Annotated in this window: 14 protein-coding genes; 13 read left to right on the plus strand and 1 reads right to left on the minus strand. The window is 73.4% G+C overall.

Annotated elements, in window-relative coordinates; translation table 11 throughout:
- The first annotated feature begins 70 nt into the window (after positions 1–70).
- Genes E8M80_RS12685 through E8M80_RS12725 form a run of 9 tightly spaced genes read left to right on the plus strand, consistent with a single transcriptional unit; the run spans position 71 to position 10,616 of the window.
- Complete coding sequence (locus tag E8M80_RS12685) at positions 71–1,114, plus strand: TRAP transporter substrate-binding protein (protein WP_137126067.1); 1,044 nt, start codon at positions 71–73, stop codon at positions 1,112–1,114.
- Positions 1,111–1,740 carry a GAF domain-containing protein gene (locus tag E8M80_RS12690; protein ID WP_170979374.1) on the plus strand — a complete coding sequence of 210 codons (630 nt, stop codon included), beginning with the start codon at positions 1,111–1,113 and terminating at the stop codon, positions 1,738–1,740. Before E8M80_RS12685 ends, E8M80_RS12690 begins: the two co-directional genes overlap by 4 nt.
- The gene (locus tag E8M80_RS12695; RefSeq protein WP_137126069.1) at positions 1,737–3,125 is read left to right on the plus strand and encodes an MmgE/PrpD family protein; all 1,389 of its coding nucleotides are present in this window, start codon (positions 1,737–1,739) and stop codon (positions 3,123–3,125) included. Before E8M80_RS12690 ends, E8M80_RS12695 begins: the two co-directional genes overlap by 4 nt.
- 56 nt (positions 3,126–3,181) lie before the next feature.
- Positions 3,182–4,345 (plus strand): acyl-CoA dehydrogenase family protein, encoded by a 1,164-nt coding sequence (locus tag E8M80_RS12700; RefSeq protein WP_137126070.1) that lies wholly within the window; start codon positions 3,182–3,184, stop codon positions 4,343–4,345.
- Positions 4,342–5,544, plus strand: a complete 1,203-nt coding sequence (locus E8M80_RS12705; protein WP_137126071.1) for a CaiB/BaiF CoA-transferase family protein — start codon at positions 4,342–4,344, stop codon at positions 5,542–5,544. The genes E8M80_RS12700 and E8M80_RS12705 overlap by 4 nt, the downstream gene beginning before the upstream one ends.
- On the plus strand, positions 5,544–6,662 hold the full coding sequence (locus tag E8M80_RS12710; protein ID WP_137126072.1) for a CaiB/BaiF CoA-transferase family protein: 1,119 nt from the start codon (positions 5,544–5,546) through the stop codon (positions 6,660–6,662). The genes E8M80_RS12705 and E8M80_RS12710 overlap by 1 nt, the downstream gene beginning before the upstream one ends.
- Positions 6,659–7,984, plus strand: coding sequence for an MmgE/PrpD family protein (locus E8M80_RS12715; RefSeq protein ID WP_137126073.1), 1,326 nt, complete (start codon positions 6,659–6,661; stop codon positions 7,982–7,984). The genes E8M80_RS12710 and E8M80_RS12715 overlap by 4 nt, the downstream gene beginning before the upstream one ends.
- Positions 7,985–7,998: 14 nt before the next feature.
- Positions 7,999–9,387: a phenylacetate--CoA ligase family protein gene (locus E8M80_RS12720; protein WP_137126074.1), complete on the plus strand. Its 1,389-nt coding sequence runs from the start codon at positions 7,999–8,001 to the stop codon at positions 9,385–9,387.
- A complete protein-coding gene (locus E8M80_RS12725; protein WP_137126075.1) occupies positions 9,384–10,616 on the plus strand; it encodes an amidase in 1,233 nt (410 codons plus the stop codon). Before E8M80_RS12720 ends, E8M80_RS12725 begins: the two co-directional genes overlap by 4 nt.
- On the opposite strand, the gene E8M80_RS12730 is transcribed toward E8M80_RS12725, so the two are convergent.
- A complete protein-coding gene (locus E8M80_RS12730) occupies positions 10,603–11,391 on the minus strand; it encodes an enoyl-CoA hydratase/isomerase family protein (protein WP_137126076.1) in 789 nt (262 codons plus the stop codon). The genes E8M80_RS12725 and E8M80_RS12730 overlap by 14 nt on opposite strands.
- Before the next feature lie 72 nt (positions 11,392–11,463).
- On the opposite strand from E8M80_RS12730, the gene E8M80_RS12735 reads away from it, so the two are divergent.
- From E8M80_RS12735 to E8M80_RS12750, 4 genes are read left to right on the plus strand one after another with little or no spacing between them, the layout of a single operon-like run.
- Positions 11,464–12,456 (plus strand): TRAP transporter substrate-binding protein, encoded by a 993-nt coding sequence (locus E8M80_RS12735; RefSeq protein ID WP_240790011.1) that lies wholly within the window; start codon positions 11,464–11,466, stop codon positions 12,454–12,456.
- Complete coding sequence (locus E8M80_RS12740) at positions 12,453–12,980, plus strand: TRAP transporter small permease subunit (protein ID WP_240790012.1); 528 nt, start codon at positions 12,453–12,455, stop codon at positions 12,978–12,980. Before E8M80_RS12735 ends, E8M80_RS12740 begins: the two co-directional genes overlap by 4 nt.
- Entirely contained in the window at positions 12,977–14,272 is a 1,296-nt protein-coding gene (locus E8M80_RS12745) for a TRAP transporter large permease (protein WP_137126078.1), read from the plus strand. Before E8M80_RS12740 ends, E8M80_RS12745 begins: the two co-directional genes overlap by 4 nt.
- Positions 14,269–15,204 (plus strand): hypothetical protein, encoded by a 936-nt coding sequence (locus E8M80_RS12750; protein WP_137126079.1) that lies wholly within the window; start codon positions 14,269–14,271, stop codon positions 15,202–15,204. The genes E8M80_RS12745 and E8M80_RS12750 overlap by 4 nt, the downstream gene beginning before the upstream one ends.
- Positions 15,205–15,223: the final 19 nt, after the last annotated feature.

Consider the following 15,223-nt stretch of genomic DNA (forward strand, 5'->3'; position numbering starts at 1 on the left):
TTTCTGGCGCCCATCCTGCGCTGCCTCCGGCGCTTCCGCCTGTCCCGCAACCCCCAAGGGAGTCCCCCGCATGAAAACCTGGATCGCCGCCGCGGCCATCGGCGTCATGGCCACCTCCGCCGCCGCGCAGACACTGCCCGAGACGCGCGTGACCGTGCTCGGCAACATCGGCATCACGACCCAGAGCCGCACCATCGAGGCGCCGTTCTGGAACACCCAGGTGCGCGAGCTCTCGGGCGGGCGCATCACCTCCAACTTCCGCCCCTGGAGCGAGGCCGGCCTGCGCGGGCCCGAGGTGTTCCGCATACTGGCCCGCGGCCAGGCGAACATCGCGACGGCGCAGCTCGGCCACCATGCCGGCGATGCCGCGATCAACGATGGCAACGACCTCGCGGGCCTCACCGGATCGATGGCCGAGTTCCGGCGCGTGACGGATGCCTTCCGTCCGGCGTTGAACGCCTTCTACGAACGCCAGCTCGGCCTCGTGCCGCTGACCTACCAGTCCTACCAGAGCCAGATCCTGTATTGCCGCACGGCGCTGAGTGGCCTCGCGGACCTGCGCGGCCGGCGCGTGCGGACCTCGGGCACCAGCCAGGGTGACTTCGTGGCCTTCTTCGGCGGCACGCCGGTCGATGTCGCCTTCGGCGAAACGCAGCAGGCCCTGGCGCAAGGCACCATCGACTGCGCCATCACCGGCACGCTCTCGGGCTATGTCGCCAAGTGGTACGAGGCGACGCGCTTCCTCTACACGCTGCCGATCAACTACGGCGCGGGCGCCACGGTCGCGAACGGCGCCTGGTGGCGCGCGCAGCCCCAGCCGGTGCGCGATTTCCTGACCACCGAGCTGAAGAAGCTCGAGGACCGCATGTGGGCGCTGAACGCCGAGGAGGATTCGATCGGGATCGCCTGCAACACCACCGGGCCCTGCCCGCTGGGTGCGGTGGGCGGCATGACGCGCGTCGATCCCTCGCCGGCCGACGTGCAGGCGCGCCGCCAGGCGATGCTGGAGCGCGTGCTGCCGAACTGGGCGCGCCGCTGCGGGGCGGAGTGCGTGGCCGAATGGAACCGCACGGTCGGCCCGGTCGTGAACCTCGAGGCGCGCATCCCGCAGTGACGGGCCGCCCGGGGGCCGGGGACTTCGCCGTGGCGCTCGCCGCCGCGGCGCGGTCCGCCACGGCGGCGACGGATGTCGAGGCTGCGCTGCGCGGCTTCGCCGATGCCGCGCGGGACGCGATCGGCGACCATGGCGCGGCCGCGCGCCCCGGGGCGCTGCAGGAAGGGGAGCTCGACTACCGCGTCGCCGGCGTCTTCCTGGTCACGCCGGACGGCGCCTACAACATGCTGGCGGGCAGCGTCGGCTTCCCGCCGGAGCAGCGGCGGCTGATGATCCCGCTCGCCTGGAACCATCCGGGCCGCGTGGTCGCGGCCGGCCGCTCCATCCTGATCGGCAATACCGACGAGGAGGCCGGGCGCTTCCGGCAGTTCCTGAAGTCGAGCCGCATGGGATCCTCGCTCTACGCGCCGTTCTTCGCCGAAGGGCGCGTCGCGGGGCAGCTGGTCGCCGCGGCGCAGGCGCGCGGCACCTATGATGCGGAGGACCTCGCGCGTATCGAGGCGCTGGCCGCGACGCTCGGCCTCGCCTGGCGCGCGCTGGACGGCGCCGCCTGGCTGGCGCGCGACTACCCGGCGCCCGATGCCTGGCGCGCCGAGGATCATGTGACGGGGGAGAGCATCTCGTGAGCGACTCGGAGCTGGAGGCCGCCTTCGCGGCGCATGCCGCCGCGACACGGTTCGACGACCTGCCGCAGGCCGCGCGGGACAAGGCGCGCACCTTCCTGCTCGACACGCTCGGCGTGGCGGCCGCCGGCACCTCGGGCGCGCGTGTCGCCGAGGTCGCGCGGCTCGCGGCCGCCTGGGGGCCGGCGCCGGAGGCGACCTCCTGGCTCGACGGCGCGCGCATGGGCGCGGGCTCGGCCGCCATCGTCAACGCCTACCTGATCCACTGCCTGGAATTCGACTGCGTGCACGAGGGCGCGGTGGTGCACCCGATGGCCACCATCCTGTCCGCCGTGCTCGCCTGGTCGGAACGGGAGGCGGCGCGCGGCCGTCCGGTGGATGGCGCGCGGCTGGTGGCGGCGCTGTGCGTCGGCGTGGACGTGGCCGGGCTGATCGGCGTTGCGACCGACGCGCCGGTGCGCTTCTTCCGCCCTGCGACCGCCGGCGGCTTCGGTGCTGTCGCCGCGATCGGCAACCTCGCGGGGCTCGAGGCCGAGCAGATCCGCCAGGCCTTCGGCCACATGTACGGCCAGACCTGCGGCACGCTGCAGCCGCACACCGAAGGATCGCCGCTGCTCGGCCTGCAGATCGGCTTCAACGCGCGCGGCGCGATCGCCGCGATCGACCTCGTGCAGGCGGGCTTCCCCGGGCCGCGTCACGCCTTCACGGGCGTCTATGGCTATTTCGCGCTGATGGAACAGGGCAACCTGCACGCCGCCCGCGTGACCGGGGCGCTCGGCCGCGACTGGCAGATCACGCAGCTGGCGCACAAGCCCTTCCCGTCCGGCCGGCTGACGCATGGCGTCGTCCACGGCCTGCGCGACCTGATGCAGGCGCATGGCTTCGCCGCCGACGACGTGGCGGAGGTGGTCGCGCGCGTGCCGCCGCTGGTGCGCAGGCTGGTGGGCCGGCCGCTGGTGACCGACCCGGCCTCGAACTATGCGAAGCTCTGCCTGCCCTTCGTCGCCGGCGTGTTCATGGCGAAGGGGCGCTGCGACGTGCCGGATTTCCTGGGCGATGCGCTGCGCGACCCGGCCGTGCACCGCCACGCGGCCAAGGTGCGGATCGAGCCCGACGACAACACCGACGAGAACGCGCTCGACCCGCAGGAGATCCGCGTGCGGCTCGTGGACGGCACGGAGCACGTGGCGGCACTGGCGCATGTCTACGGCCACCCCGCGGTGCCACTGACGGCGGCGGAGAACATGGAGAAGTTCACGCGTTGCTGGGGCCATGCCGTGCCCGCCCGCCCCGCCGCCGGTGCCGCGCGCCTGGCGGCGCTGGTCGAGCGGATCGAGCACGTCCCGGACGTCGCCGTCCTGGCCGGGGCCGTGGCCGGGCGCGATTGACCCGGCCACGGCCCGGCGCCACCATGTACGGACATACCGGCCGAGGACCCCCGACCATGGACGCCCTGCCGCAGACCGCGCCCGACGAGGATGCCGAGCTGCTCGCCAGCATCGAGAAGTGGCTGGCGCGCGATGTCCGACCGCATGTGCTGCGTCTCGACCACGCGGACGAATACCCGCACGAGATGGTCGAGCAGATGAAGGCGATGGGCCTGTTCGGCGCGACCGTGCCGGTGGACTACGGCGGCCTCGGGCTGTCCGCGACGACCTACGCGCGCATCATCGAGAAGATCGCCGAGACCTGGATGTCGCTGACCGGCATCCTCAACAGCCACCTCATCATGTCGGCGATCGTGACGCGGCTGGGCACCGAGGAGCAGAAGCGCACCTGGCTGCCGCGCTTCGCCTCGGGCGAGGTGCGCGGCGGGCTCGCGCTCACCGAGCCCGATTGCGGCACCGACCTGCAGGCGATCCGGACCCGCGCGCGGCGCGGCAATGACGGCTACGTCGTGAACGGGACCAAGACCTGGATCAGCAACGGCATCCAGGGGTCCTGCTTCGCGCTGCTGGTCAAGACCGACCCCGAGGCCAGCCCGCGCCACGCCGGCATGTCGATGCTGCTCGCGCCCAAGGGCGAGGGCTTCCGCGTGTCCCGAAAGCTCGAGAAGCTCGGCTACAAGGGCATCGATTCCGCCGAGCTGATCTTCGAGGACTACCGCGTGCCGGCCGAGAACCTGATCGGCGGCGAGGAAGGCAGGGGCCTGCAGGCGGCGCTGTCGGGGCTCGAGCTCGGGCGCATCAACATCGCCGCGCGCGGCTGCGGGCTCGCTTCCGCCGCGCTGATGGATTCCGTCCGCTACAGCCAGATCCGCCGCACCATGGGCAAGCCGATCTGCGAGCACCAGGCGATCCAGCTCAAGCTCGGCGAGATGGCGACGCGCCTGCAGGCGGCGCGGCTGCTGACCTACGACGCGGCGCGCGCATACGACCGCGGGGAACGCTGCGACATGGAGGCCGGCATGGCGAAGTACTTCGCCTCCGAGGCCGCGGTGGACAACGCGCTGGAGGCGATGCGCATCCATGGCGGCTACGGCTATTCCAAGGAATACCACGTGGAGCGCTACTTCCGCGACGCGCCGCTGATGTGCATCGGGGAAGGCACCAACGAGATCCAGCGCATGATCATCGCCAAGCAGCTGATCGCGCGGAACCCGGCGTGACCCTGCCGCTGGCCGGGCTCAGGATCGTCTCGGTCGAGCAGTTCGGCGCCGCGCCCTTCGGGACCATGTACCTCGCCGACCTCGGCGCCGATGTCGTGCGGATCGAGGCGCCGGAGGACGGCTCCGGCATGCCAGGCGACCTCGCGCGCCATACCGGCGAATTCCGCCTGGGCGAGAACGACAGCCATTTCTACCAGACCTTCAACCGCAACAAGCGCGCCATCACGCTGGACCTGACGCACGACCAGGGTCGCGAGGTGCTGCACCGGCTGGCCGCCCGCGCCGATGCGGTGGCGAACAACCTGCGCGGCGACCTGCCGGCGCGCCTCGGCCTCGATCACGCGGCGCTGTCGGCCGTGAAGCCCGGCATCGTCTGCGTGCACATCTCGGGCTACGGGCGGGTGGGCGAGCGCGCGACCTGGCCGGCCTACGACTACCTCGCCCAGGCCGAGGCCGGGATGATGGCGCTGACCGGCGAGCCCGGCGGGCCGCCGACGCGCCTCGGCGTCTCGCTCATCGACATGCTGAGCGGCCTGACGGCCGCGGTTGGGCTGCTCGCGGCCGTGATGGGCGCGCGCGCGACGGGACAGGGGCGCGACGTCGATGTCTCGCTCTACGACGTCGCGCTGCACAACCTGAACTACCCCGCGACCTGGTACCTCAACGAAGGCCACGAGGTGCAGCGCCGCCCGCGCGGCGGCCATCCCTTCGCCGTACTCTGCGAGATGCTGCCGACGGCCGACGGCCACGTCTTCGTCATGTGCATGAAGCCCGCCTTCTGGCGCCGCTTCTGCGAGGCGATTGGCCGGCCCGACCTGCCCGTGGACGCGCGTTTCCTCGGCTACGAGGACCGACTTGCGCAGCGTGACGCGCTGATGGCCGAGATCGACCCGGCGATGCGCGCGCACCCCAACGCGCACTGGGTCGCGGCGCTCGGCGGCAAGGTGCCGGTCGCACCCGTGCTCACGCTCGCCGAGGCGCTGGACAACCCGTATTTCCGCGGCCGCGGCGGCGCGCAGGCGACGCCCCACCCTGCGCGCCAGGACTTCGCGCTGGTGGCGAACCCGATCCGTCTGGACGGCGCCGTGCTGCCCGCGCGCGCCGCGCCGGGCTACGGCGCCGACACCGAGGGCGTGCTGGCCGAGGCCGGCTACGACGCCGCCGCGGTCGCGGCGCTGCGCGCGGCCGGGGTGGTGTGATGAAGCTCGACGGCCTGCGCGTGTTGGACCTCTCGCTGTTCCTGCCGGGGCCGTACCTGACCACGATGATGGCCGACCACGGCGCGGAGGTGATCAAGCTCGAACCCCCGGGCGGCGAGCCGGTGCGCCACATCGGCGCGCGCCAGGGCGGCGAGAGCGTCTGGTTCCGCAATACGCACCGCGGCAAGAAGTCGATCCGACTCGACCTCAAGAAGCCCGAGGACCTTGCGGCTTTCCTCGATCTCGCCGCGACCTGCGACGTGCTGCTGGAGGCCTTCCGCCCCGGCGTCGTCGACCGCCTCGGCATCGGCTACGCCGCGATCGCGGCGCGCAATCCGGGGATCGTCTATTGCTCGATCTCCGCCTTCGGCCAGGACGGGCCGGACCGCGACCGCCCGGCGCACGACCTGGCGGTGGAGGCGCTGGCCGGGACGCTCTCGCTCAACCTCGGGCGCGACGGGCAGCCGACGCACCCGCATGTGCCGATCGCCGACGCGACGGCCTCGCTGCTGGCACTCTCCGGCATCCTGATGGCGCTGCTCCGGCGGGCGACGACGGGACGCGGCGACCACCTCGACGTCGCGATGCTCGATGCCACGCTTTCCTGGCTGCCGAATGCGACCGGCACGCTGTTCGGGGAGGGCGCGGCACCGCGCGTCAAGCAGGAACGCCAATGGGGCGGCGGCGCCTTCTACGAGATCTATGCCACGCGCGACGGCCGCCACGTCGTGCTCGGCGGGTCGGAGCACAAATTCGTCGAGACGCTGCTGCACGCCCTCGGCCGGCCCGACCTGGTGGAGGCCGCCTCTGGCCCGCCCGGCCCCGGCCACGAGCCCGCCAAGGCCTTCCTGCGCGAGGTCTTCGCGACGCGCAGCCGCGACGAATGGGAAGCCTGGTTCGCCGGACGCGACGTCTGCTTCGCGCCGCTGCTCGACCTGCGCGAAGCCGTGGCCCGGCCGCAGGTCGCGGCCCGCGGCATGGTCTGGCGCGACGCGGAGGGCAACCTCCATCTCGGCAACCCGATCCGCTTCGCCGAGGAGCCCGCGCGGCCCGACCCCCGCCTGCCGCGCCTCGGCGAGCACACCGCCGAGGTCATCGCCGCCGCGAGGCGCCGTTGACGCTGACCGAGGGCCTCGTCGCGCTGCTCGCGCGCCCCGTCGCGGCGGCGGACCGCGCGCGCGCGGCGCTGCACGTGCTCGACTGGATCGGCTGCGCCGCGGCCGGCGCGGCGGAGGAGGCCGGCCCGGTCTTCCGCGCCCATGCCGCGACGGAGCCCGGCCCCGCGCGCATCCTGCTCGGCGGTGGCGCCACCGCACGCATGGCGGCGCTGGCGAACGGCGCCCTCGGCAACGTGCTGGAGATGGACGACGTGCACCGGGAGGCGATCCTGCACGCCGGCCCGGTCGTCGTGCCCGCGGCGCTCGCGCTGGCCGCCGCGCACGACGCGCCGGGAGAGGCGCTGCTCGATGCCGTGCTGCGCGGCTACGAGGCCGAGATCCGGCTCGGCCGCGCGCTCGGCCCGGCGCACTACGCCCGCTTCCACCCCAGTGCGACCTGCGGGCCGTTCGGCGCCGCGGCCGCCTGCGCCTCGCTGCTCGGCCTCGATGCCGCGCGCATGGCCGATGCACTCGGCAATGCCGCGTCCGTCGCGGGCGGGCTCTGGCGCTGCCGGCACGAGCCGGGCCTCACGAAGCAGTGGCACACGGCCCATGCCGCGGCGGCCGGCCTGGAGGCGGCGCTGCTCGCTGCCCAGGGCATGACGGGCCCGCGCGCGATCCTGGAGGGCGCGCAGGGCCTATTCGAGGGCTTCTCCCCCGACGCGCGGCCCGGGCGCGTGCTCGACGGCGCCGATGCGCCGTGGCTGATCCACGAGACCTCCTTCAAGCCCTGGCCCGCCTGCCGCCACGCCCATCCCGCGATCGACGCCGCGCTCCTGCTGCGCGACGGCCTGGCAGGGCAGATGCCGGAGCGGGTCGAAGTCGCCGCCTATGCCGACGCCATCACCTTTTGCGATCGCGCCGAGCCGCGCAGCACCATCGAGGCCAAGTTCTCGCTGCAGCACGCCGTGGCGGTCGCGCTGCTCGACGGCCCGCCGCCGCTTGCGGCCTTCGCGCCGCAGGGGATCGCGCGCGCCGACATCGCGGCGCTGCGCGCGCGCATCTCGGTGCGGGCCGACGCGGCGCTGAGCGCCGCCTATCCGGCGCATTTCGGCGCTGGCGTCGCGATCCTGCTGCCCGATGGCCAGCGACTCGAGGCGCGTGTCGCCGATGCGCTCGGCGACCCCGAGAATCCGCTCGCGCCCGAGGCGGTCATCGGCAAGGCGCGCGCGCTGATGGCCCATGCCGGCGTCGCGCCCGCGCGGTCCGAGGCCGCCATCGCCGCGGCGCTCGCCCTTGCCGAAGGCGGCGCCGCGCGCGCCTGCAACGACGCCCTGCCCTGACCGGGAGCCCCTCGATGGCCTACGACTACTTCCAGGCGATGGACCATCCGGGCCTGGTGCGCGACCACCCGATCGGCCCCGACTTCCCGCGCGCCTTCGCGCAACTGAGCCGCGACGAGCTCCGCGCGCGGCAGGAAGCGGCGCTGCGGCGTGTCCTCGGCTTCGCCTGGCAGGTGCCGTTCTACCGGCGGCTCTGGTCGGCCGCCGGCGCGAAGCCGGGCGACATCGGCGGCCTCGACGACCTCGCGTGCCTGCCGGCCTACGACAAGGCGGACCTGATGCGCTCGGTCGCCGAGCACCCGCCGATCGGCGACTTCCACGGCCGCGACGTCCATCCGCCCGGACAGCGCCCCCCCATCATCATGCATACGACAAGCGGCACGACCGGCACGCCGCAGCCGCTGCTCTTCGGCCCGCGCTCGCGGGAGGCGCAGAACCGGCTGCTCGCGCGAATGTACCTGCTGGCCGGCATGACGGAGGAGGACGTCGTCCACTCCGTCTACGGCCACGGCATGGTCAATGGCGGGCATTATGTGCGCGAGGCCGTGCTGCATTTCGTCGGCGCGCGCTTCATGTCGGCCGGCACGGGCGTGGAGACGCGCACGGCGCAGCAGGTTTTCCTGATGCGGGAATTCGGCGCCACCTGCATCGTCGGCTTCGCCGACTACATCCGCCGCCTGGCGGATGCGGCGCGGGAGGCGGGGCTCGAGCCCGGCCGCGACCTGCCGATCCGCCTGATCTGCGCGCATCTCGGCAGCGAGTCGCAGGCGAGCCTTGGCGCCGCCTGGGGCGGGGCGCAGGTGTTCGACTGGTACGGCGTCGGCGACACCGGGATCATCGCGGGCGAGGGCCCCGACCGCACCGGCATGCATGTGTACGAGGACGCGCACATCCTCGAGATCGTCGACCCCGACACCGGCGCGGCGGTTCCGGAAGGCCGCCTCGGCGACATGGTCTGCACCTGCCTCTTCAAGGACGACATCTTCCCGATCATCCGCTTCAACACCCATGACGTGACCGAGGAGGTGGCGGGGCCGAACCCGCTCGGCATCCCGTTCCGGCGCATCCGCGGCTTCCTGGGGCGGTCGGACAACATGGTGAAGCTGCGCGGCATCAACCTGTTCCCGACCGGCATCGGCGCGCTGCTGGTCGAGGCGGCGCCCGGCGCGACCGGCGAATTCCTCTGCCGCGTCACGCGCACCGACGGCCGCGACGCCATGCGCGTTCACCTGGAGGTCCAGGGCATGCCGCAGGACACGCTGCGCGCGCGGCTCGAGGACCTGCTCCGCACGCGGCTCGGCGTCGAGGTCGCGGTCGCGCTGGAGGCGCCGGGCGCGCTCGCGGCGCTGACGCAGGTCGAAGCCCGGCAGAAGGCGATCCGCTTGCTGGACGAGCGGGCGTGACGCGCGACGAATGCCTCGCCGCCATCGCGGCGCGCGACGGCGCGGTGCACGCGGTCTGGCACCTCGACCCGGTGGCGACCGGCGGCGCCGGCCCGCTTGCCGGCGTGCCGGTGCTGGTGAAGGACAACATCGCCGTCGCCGGCATGCCCTGGACGGCCGGCCTTGCCGCCCATCGCGACCGGATCGCGGGGCAGGACGCGCCCTGCGTCGCCGCGCTGCGCACCGCCGGCGCGATCATCCTCGGCAAGGTCGCGTTGCACGAGGGCGCGCTCGGCGCCACGACATCGGCGCCTCGGCGCTGCGACAACCCGCTGGCGCCGGGCTTCACGCCGGGCGGTTCGTCGGGCGGCTCGGGGGCGGCGGTCGCCGCGGGCTTCGCGCCGCTCGCCATCGGCACGGACACCATGGGCTCGGTCCGCATCCCGGCGGCCTATTGCGGCGTCGTCGGCTTCAAGCCCACGGCCGGGCTGGTCGGCCGCAGCCTCGTCACGCCGCTCTCGTCCACGCTCGACACGGTGGGCATGGTCGCGCGCACGCTCCGCGAGGCGGCGCTCGGCCTCGCGGCCATGGTGACGCCGGACGCGGCGGATCCCGGCTGGATCCCGGCGCCGGCCGGCTGGACCGCGCGGCCCGGGGCCGCGGCCGACCTCCGCATGCTGCGCCTCGGCCTGCCGGCCCCGGCCTGGGATGCGCCGATGGAGGTGGGCCTGCGCGATTCGGTCGAGGCGGTCCTCGACCGCCTGCGCGCGTCCGGCGCGACGCTCGAACGCATCGCGATGCCGGGCTGGCTGCCGCGCGCCGCACGTCGCGCCGGGCTTCTCGTGACCGAGGCCGAGGCCGCGCTCGACCACGCCGCGATAATCGACGATCCGGCAGCGGCAAGCGAGGGCTTCCGCGCCGCGCTCCGCTACGGCCGCGATGCCGGCGCGATCCGCCTGGCACGCGCCTTCCGCGTGCTGGCGGAGGCGCGCTCCGCCGCGCTGCGCGCGCTGGCGACATGCGACGTGCTGCTGATGCCGACGGCGCCGCAGCGCGCCTTCGCGCATGGCGCGCCGGTGCCCGACGACCAGGCGGACTTCACCGCGCTGGCCAATATCGCGGGCCTGCCGGCGATCTCGTTTCCCTGCGCGGCGCCGGATGGCGGGCTGCCGGGGTCGCTGCAACTGGTCGGGCCGGCCTGGTCGGAGGCGCGCCTCGTCGCGATCGCCGAGGCGATCAGCGCGCCCTGAAGCGCGGCGGGCGCTTCTCCAGGAACGCTGCGTAGCCCTCGCGGAAATCCTCGCCGGCGAAGCCGTCGGCAAAGAGCGCGGCGAGGTCCGGCGTCTCCTGCAGCGCGCCGTCGGCGATCGCGCCCACCATGCGCTTGATGTCGCGCAGCGCAGGGCGCGACAGCGCGGCCAGGCCGGCGGCGGTGTCCGAGACCGTGGCCTCCAGCGCCTCCGGCGGGACCACGCGCTGCACGAGCCCGATCCGCTCCGCTTCCTCCGCGCCCACCATGCGGGCGGAGAACAGCATGTCCTTGGCCCGCGCCGCGCCCACGGCGCGCACCAGGCGCAGCGTGTCGCCATGGCTGTAGATGAGGCCGAGCCGCGCCGGCGTGACGGCGAAGCGCGCATCGGAGGCCGCGACGCGGAGGTCGCAGGCCAACGCCAGCGCGACGCCGCCGCCGACGCAGGCGCCGCGGATCGCGGCGATCGCGGGCTTGGGGAAGGCGGCCAGCGCCTCGACCGCGTCGCGGATCGCGGCATTGGTCGCGGCGACGGCGGCGGCGTCGCGATAGGCGTCCTCGAACTCCGCGATGTCGGCGCCGGCGCAGAAATGCCCGCCCGTGCCGGTCACGACAAGCAATGCGACCGCGTCGTCCGCGGCGACGCGCGCCAGCAGCGCCGGCATCGCCGTCCACATCGCGCGGCTCATGGCGTTGCGCCGGTCGGCGCGATCGAGCAGCAGCGTCGCCACAGGACCCTCGCGCAGCAGGCGGATGGGGGCGTCCCCGATGCTCATGTCCGTACAAAGCCCTTGCCGGTCTGGGGGACCCATGCTGCACTCCCGCGCAACGAACCCTGGGGGATGACCATGAAGCGTCGCGATGTGCTCACCGCCGCGGGGGCGCTCGGCGCCGGGATCGCGGCCCGCCCGGCCTCGGCGCAGCAGCTGCGCTGGGATGTCTCGCTGCCCTGGGGGCCGAACGAGTTCCACACCCTGAACGCCCAGCGCTTCGGGCGCGAGGTGGCGCAGCTCACGAACAACGCGCTGCAGCTCACGGTCCATCCCGGCGGTTCGCTCGGCGTGCGCGCCAACGAGACGGTGCGCGCCGTCGGCGACGGCGTCGTGCCCATGGCCGAATTCGCGGCCTTCCAGAACGTGGGCGACCTGCCGCTGCTCGGCATCGAGAGCATCCCCTTCCTCATCGCCGACTACGACCAGCTCAAGATCATGCACGAGCTGGTGCGGCCGGCCTGGGAGCGCGAGCTCGAGCGGCGCAACCAGATCGTCCTGTATATCGTGCCCTGGCCGACGCAGAACTTCTACTTCAAGCGCCCGATCCAGGCGGCGGCCGATCTGCGCGGCATCCGGATGCGCACCTACGACCGCGTGACGGCCGAGATGGTAAGCCGCCTTGGCATGGTGCCGCAGCAGCTGACCAGCCCGGACGTGGTGCCGGCGCTGGCCTCGGGGCGCGTCGATGCCGTGATGACGTCCGGCACTACGGCGGTCGCGCAACGCTACTGGGAATTCCTCAAGCACGCCTACACGACCAACCACCTCTGGGCGAGCAACCTCATGGTGGTCGGCACAGACTCCTGGCGCCGCCTGCCGGAGGCGCAGCGCAACGCCGTGCGCGACCTCGCGAAGCGGCTCGAGCCCGAGTTCTGGACCGTCTCCAAGGGCGAGCACGAGGCCCGCATGGCCGACCTGCGCGGCCATGGCATGACGGTCGAGGCACCCTCGGCCGGGCTGGTGCGCGCCATGCGCGAGGCGACGGCCGGCATGACCGACGACTTCGTCCGCGCCAACCCTGCCGCCGGGCCTATCATCGCCGAGTTCCGCCGCCGCGTCGGCTCGTGATCCGCGCGGCGCTGCGCGCCACCGACGCGGCCTGCTTTGCCGGCGCTGCCGTGGCCGCCGTCGCGGCCGCGGCGCTGGCGGCGATGCTGATCGCCGAGGTGGTGCTGACCTATTTCTTCGCGACCTCCCAGCCCTGGGTGATCGAATACGCGATCTACCTGCAGGCCATGATCCTGTTCTGCGGCTCCGGCTGGGCGCTGCGCCAGGGCGGACATATCCGCGTGGCCGTGCTGCTGCATGCCCTGCCGCCGCGGCTCGCGCGCGCGCTCGACATGCTCGGCACCGCCTTCGCCATCGGCACGCTCGGCTTCCTGACGCGGGTGATGTGGCTGCAATGGTGGCGCAGCGTGGAGCTCGGCTCGATCTCCTTCTATCCCATGGGCACACCGGTCTGGGTGCCGCAGGGGCTGCTGACGCTCGGCATCACGCTGCTGCTGCTGGCCTTCGTCGCGCGGCTGGTCCGGCTGCTGGCGCATGAGGCGCCGGACCTCGGCGCCGGCCTTGCCGGGGGCGGCCACGAATGACCGGGCCGGTCGCGCTCGTGCTCGGCATGCTGGTCGCGACGCTGGCCGGCGGCGTCTGGGTCGGGCCGGCGCTGATGTCGATCGGCATCGTCGCGCTCGAGGTCTATCGCGACATGCGCGTGGACCGCTTCCTGGCCGGCGACGTCTGGTCCAGCGCCACCTCGGTCGAGCTGATCACCCTGCCGCTGTTCATCCTGATGGGCGAGATCCTGTTCCACACCCGCCTGTCGGAGAACCTGTTCCGCGGCCTGTCGCCCTGGACGCGGCGGCTCCCCGGGCGGCTCGTGCATGTGAACGTGATGGGCTGCACGCTGTTCGCCGCCGTGTCTGGCTCCTCGGCCGCGACGACCGCGACGGTCGGGCGCATCACGCTGGCTGAATTGCTTTCGCGCGGCTACGACCGGCGCCTGGCCGTCGGCTCGCTGGCCGGCGCGGGGACGCTGGGCTTCCTGATCCCGCCCTCCATCCCGATGATCGTCTACGGCGTGGTGGCCGATGTCCCGATCCTGCAGCTCTTCATCGCGGGCATCGTGCCGGGGCTCGGCCTCGCGCTGATGTTCATGGGCTATATCGGCTGGCGTGCCTGGCGGGACCCGTCCCTCGTGCCGCAGAAGGAGGCACCCGTCCCGCTGCGCCAAGGGCTGGCCGCGCTCGGGCAGCTTGTGCCGGTCGTCTTCCTCATCGCCTTCGTCATGGGCAGCCTCTATTTCGGGCTGGCCAGCATCACGGAGGCGGCGGCGATGGGCGTGCTCGGCGCGCTGGTCGTGGCGATCGTGCAGCGCACGCTCACGCTCGCGGGGCTGTGGCAGGCGCTGCTCGGCACGGTGCGCACCTGCTCCATGATCGGGCTGATCCTGGTCGGCGCGCTGTTCCTGTCGAAGGCCATGGCGCGGCTCGGCCTGCCGGCCGAGGTGGCCGGCGCGATCGATGCCTGGGGCCTGCATCCCTTCGCGCTGATCGGCGTGCTGATGCTGTTCTACCTTGTGCTGGGCTGCGTGCTGGACGGGCTTTCGGCCATCGTCATGACGCTGCCGGTGACCTTGCCTCTGGCCGTCGGCGCCGGCTTCGACCCGATCTGGTTCGGCGTCTTCCTGATCGTGACGATCGAGATGGCGCAGATCACGCCGCCGGTCGGCTTCAACCTGTTCGTCATCCAGGGCCTGACGCAGGAAGGCATCTTCCGCATCGCGCGCTACGCCTGGCCCTTCTGCGTCATCATGATGGCGTTCACCGTGATGATGACGCTGTTCCCCGAGATCGTGATGGCATTGCCGCGATCCGTGCGGGGATGAGCCTTGCGGCGGCGATCCGGCGCCGTGGCAACCTGCTGATCGCGGGCGGCGCGCTGGTCGGGATCGCGCTGCCGCCATTGGCGGAGGCGACGCGCCCGCTGCTGCTGCCGCTGTCGGCCGCGACCATGCTGCTCGCGCTGCTGCGGGTGGAGCCCGCGGCGCTCGGCGGCGTGCTGCGCCGGCCCCTGCTGGCGCTGCTGGTGCTCGGCTGGGTGACGGCGGCGGTGCCGCTGCTGGTCTACGTGGTGCTCTCGGCCGCGCTGCCGCCGGACCACGCCTGGCTGCGCGGCGGCGTGCTGATCGCGGCCGCGCCATCCGTCATGTCGGCCGCGGCCTTCGCGTTGCTGCTCGGCGCCGATGCGGCGCTGCTGACGGTCGTCGCGCTCCCCTCCAATGCGCTGGCGCCGCTCGTGCTGCCGGCGGCGGCCGCGCTGCTCGGAATCGGCGCCAGCCTTGATCCGGCGGCGATGGCGCTGCGGCTCGCGCTGCTGGTGGGCACGGCCTTCGGCGGCGCGGCGCTGGTTGCCGCCGCGGTCGGGCGGCCGCGGCTGCGCGCGGCGGGGCCCGGGCTCGACACGACCCTGGTGGTGTTCGTCGCCGTCTCGGCGCTGCCCTGCATGGCCGATGTCGGGCCGGCGCTGGCCGAAGCGCCGGGGGAGTTCGCGGCGGCGCTCGGCTTTGCGCTCGGGCTGAACCTCGCCCTCCAGGCGATCGGTGCCGTGGTGTTCTGGCGCGCGCCCGTGCGGGCGGCGCTGTCTGCAGGGCTTGTCACCGGCTCGCGCAACAACGTGCTGCTGCTGGCCGCCATCGCGGGCGGCGCGGATGCCGGGCTCGGCCTCGTGGTTGCATGCGCACAGCTCACGCTCTTCATCGCGCCGGCCATCGTGGCGCCGGTCTACCGCTGCCTGCTGGCGCGGCGCGGGCAGGCTTGACGGCCCGTGCGCATGTACG

This window comes from Roseomonas sp. HF4, from assembly GCF_005222755.1.
In the GTDB taxonomy this organism is placed as follows: domain Bacteria; phylum Pseudomonadota; class Alphaproteobacteria; order Acetobacterales; family Acetobacteraceae; genus Neoroseomonas.

Excerpts from the sequence above, each read along its gene's own strand:
- E8M80_RS12685 (WP_137126067.1), top strand. The coding sequence starts at position 71 with ATGAAAACCTGGATCGCCGCCGCGGCCATCGGCGTCATGGCCACCTCC.
- E8M80_RS12700 (WP_137126070.1), top strand. The coding sequence starts at position 3,182 with ATGGACGCCCTGCCGCAGACCGCGCCCGACGAGGATGCCGAGCTGCTC.
- E8M80_RS12710 (WP_137126072.1), top strand. The coding sequence starts at position 5,544 with ATGAAGCTCGACGGCCTGCGCGTGTTGGACCTCTCGCTGTTCCTGCCG.
- E8M80_RS12720 (WP_137126074.1), top strand. The coding sequence starts at position 7,999 with ATGGCCTACGACTACTTCCAGGCGATGGACCATCCGGGCCTGGTGCGC.
- E8M80_RS12730 (WP_137126076.1), bottom strand. The coding sequence starts at position 11,391 with ATGAGCATCGGGGACGCCCCCATCCGCCTGCTGCGCGAGGGTCCTGTG.
- E8M80_RS12735 (WP_240790011.1), top strand. The coding sequence starts at position 11,464 with ATGAAGCGTCGCGATGTGCTCACCGCCGCGGGGGCGCTCGGCGCCGGG.
- E8M80_RS12745 (WP_137126078.1), top strand. The coding sequence starts at position 12,977 with ATGACCGGGCCGGTCGCGCTCGTGCTCGGCATGCTGGTCGCGACGCTG.
- E8M80_RS12750 (WP_137126079.1), top strand. The coding sequence starts at position 14,269 with ATGAGCCTTGCGGCGGCGATCCGGCGCCGTGGCAACCTGCTGATCGCG.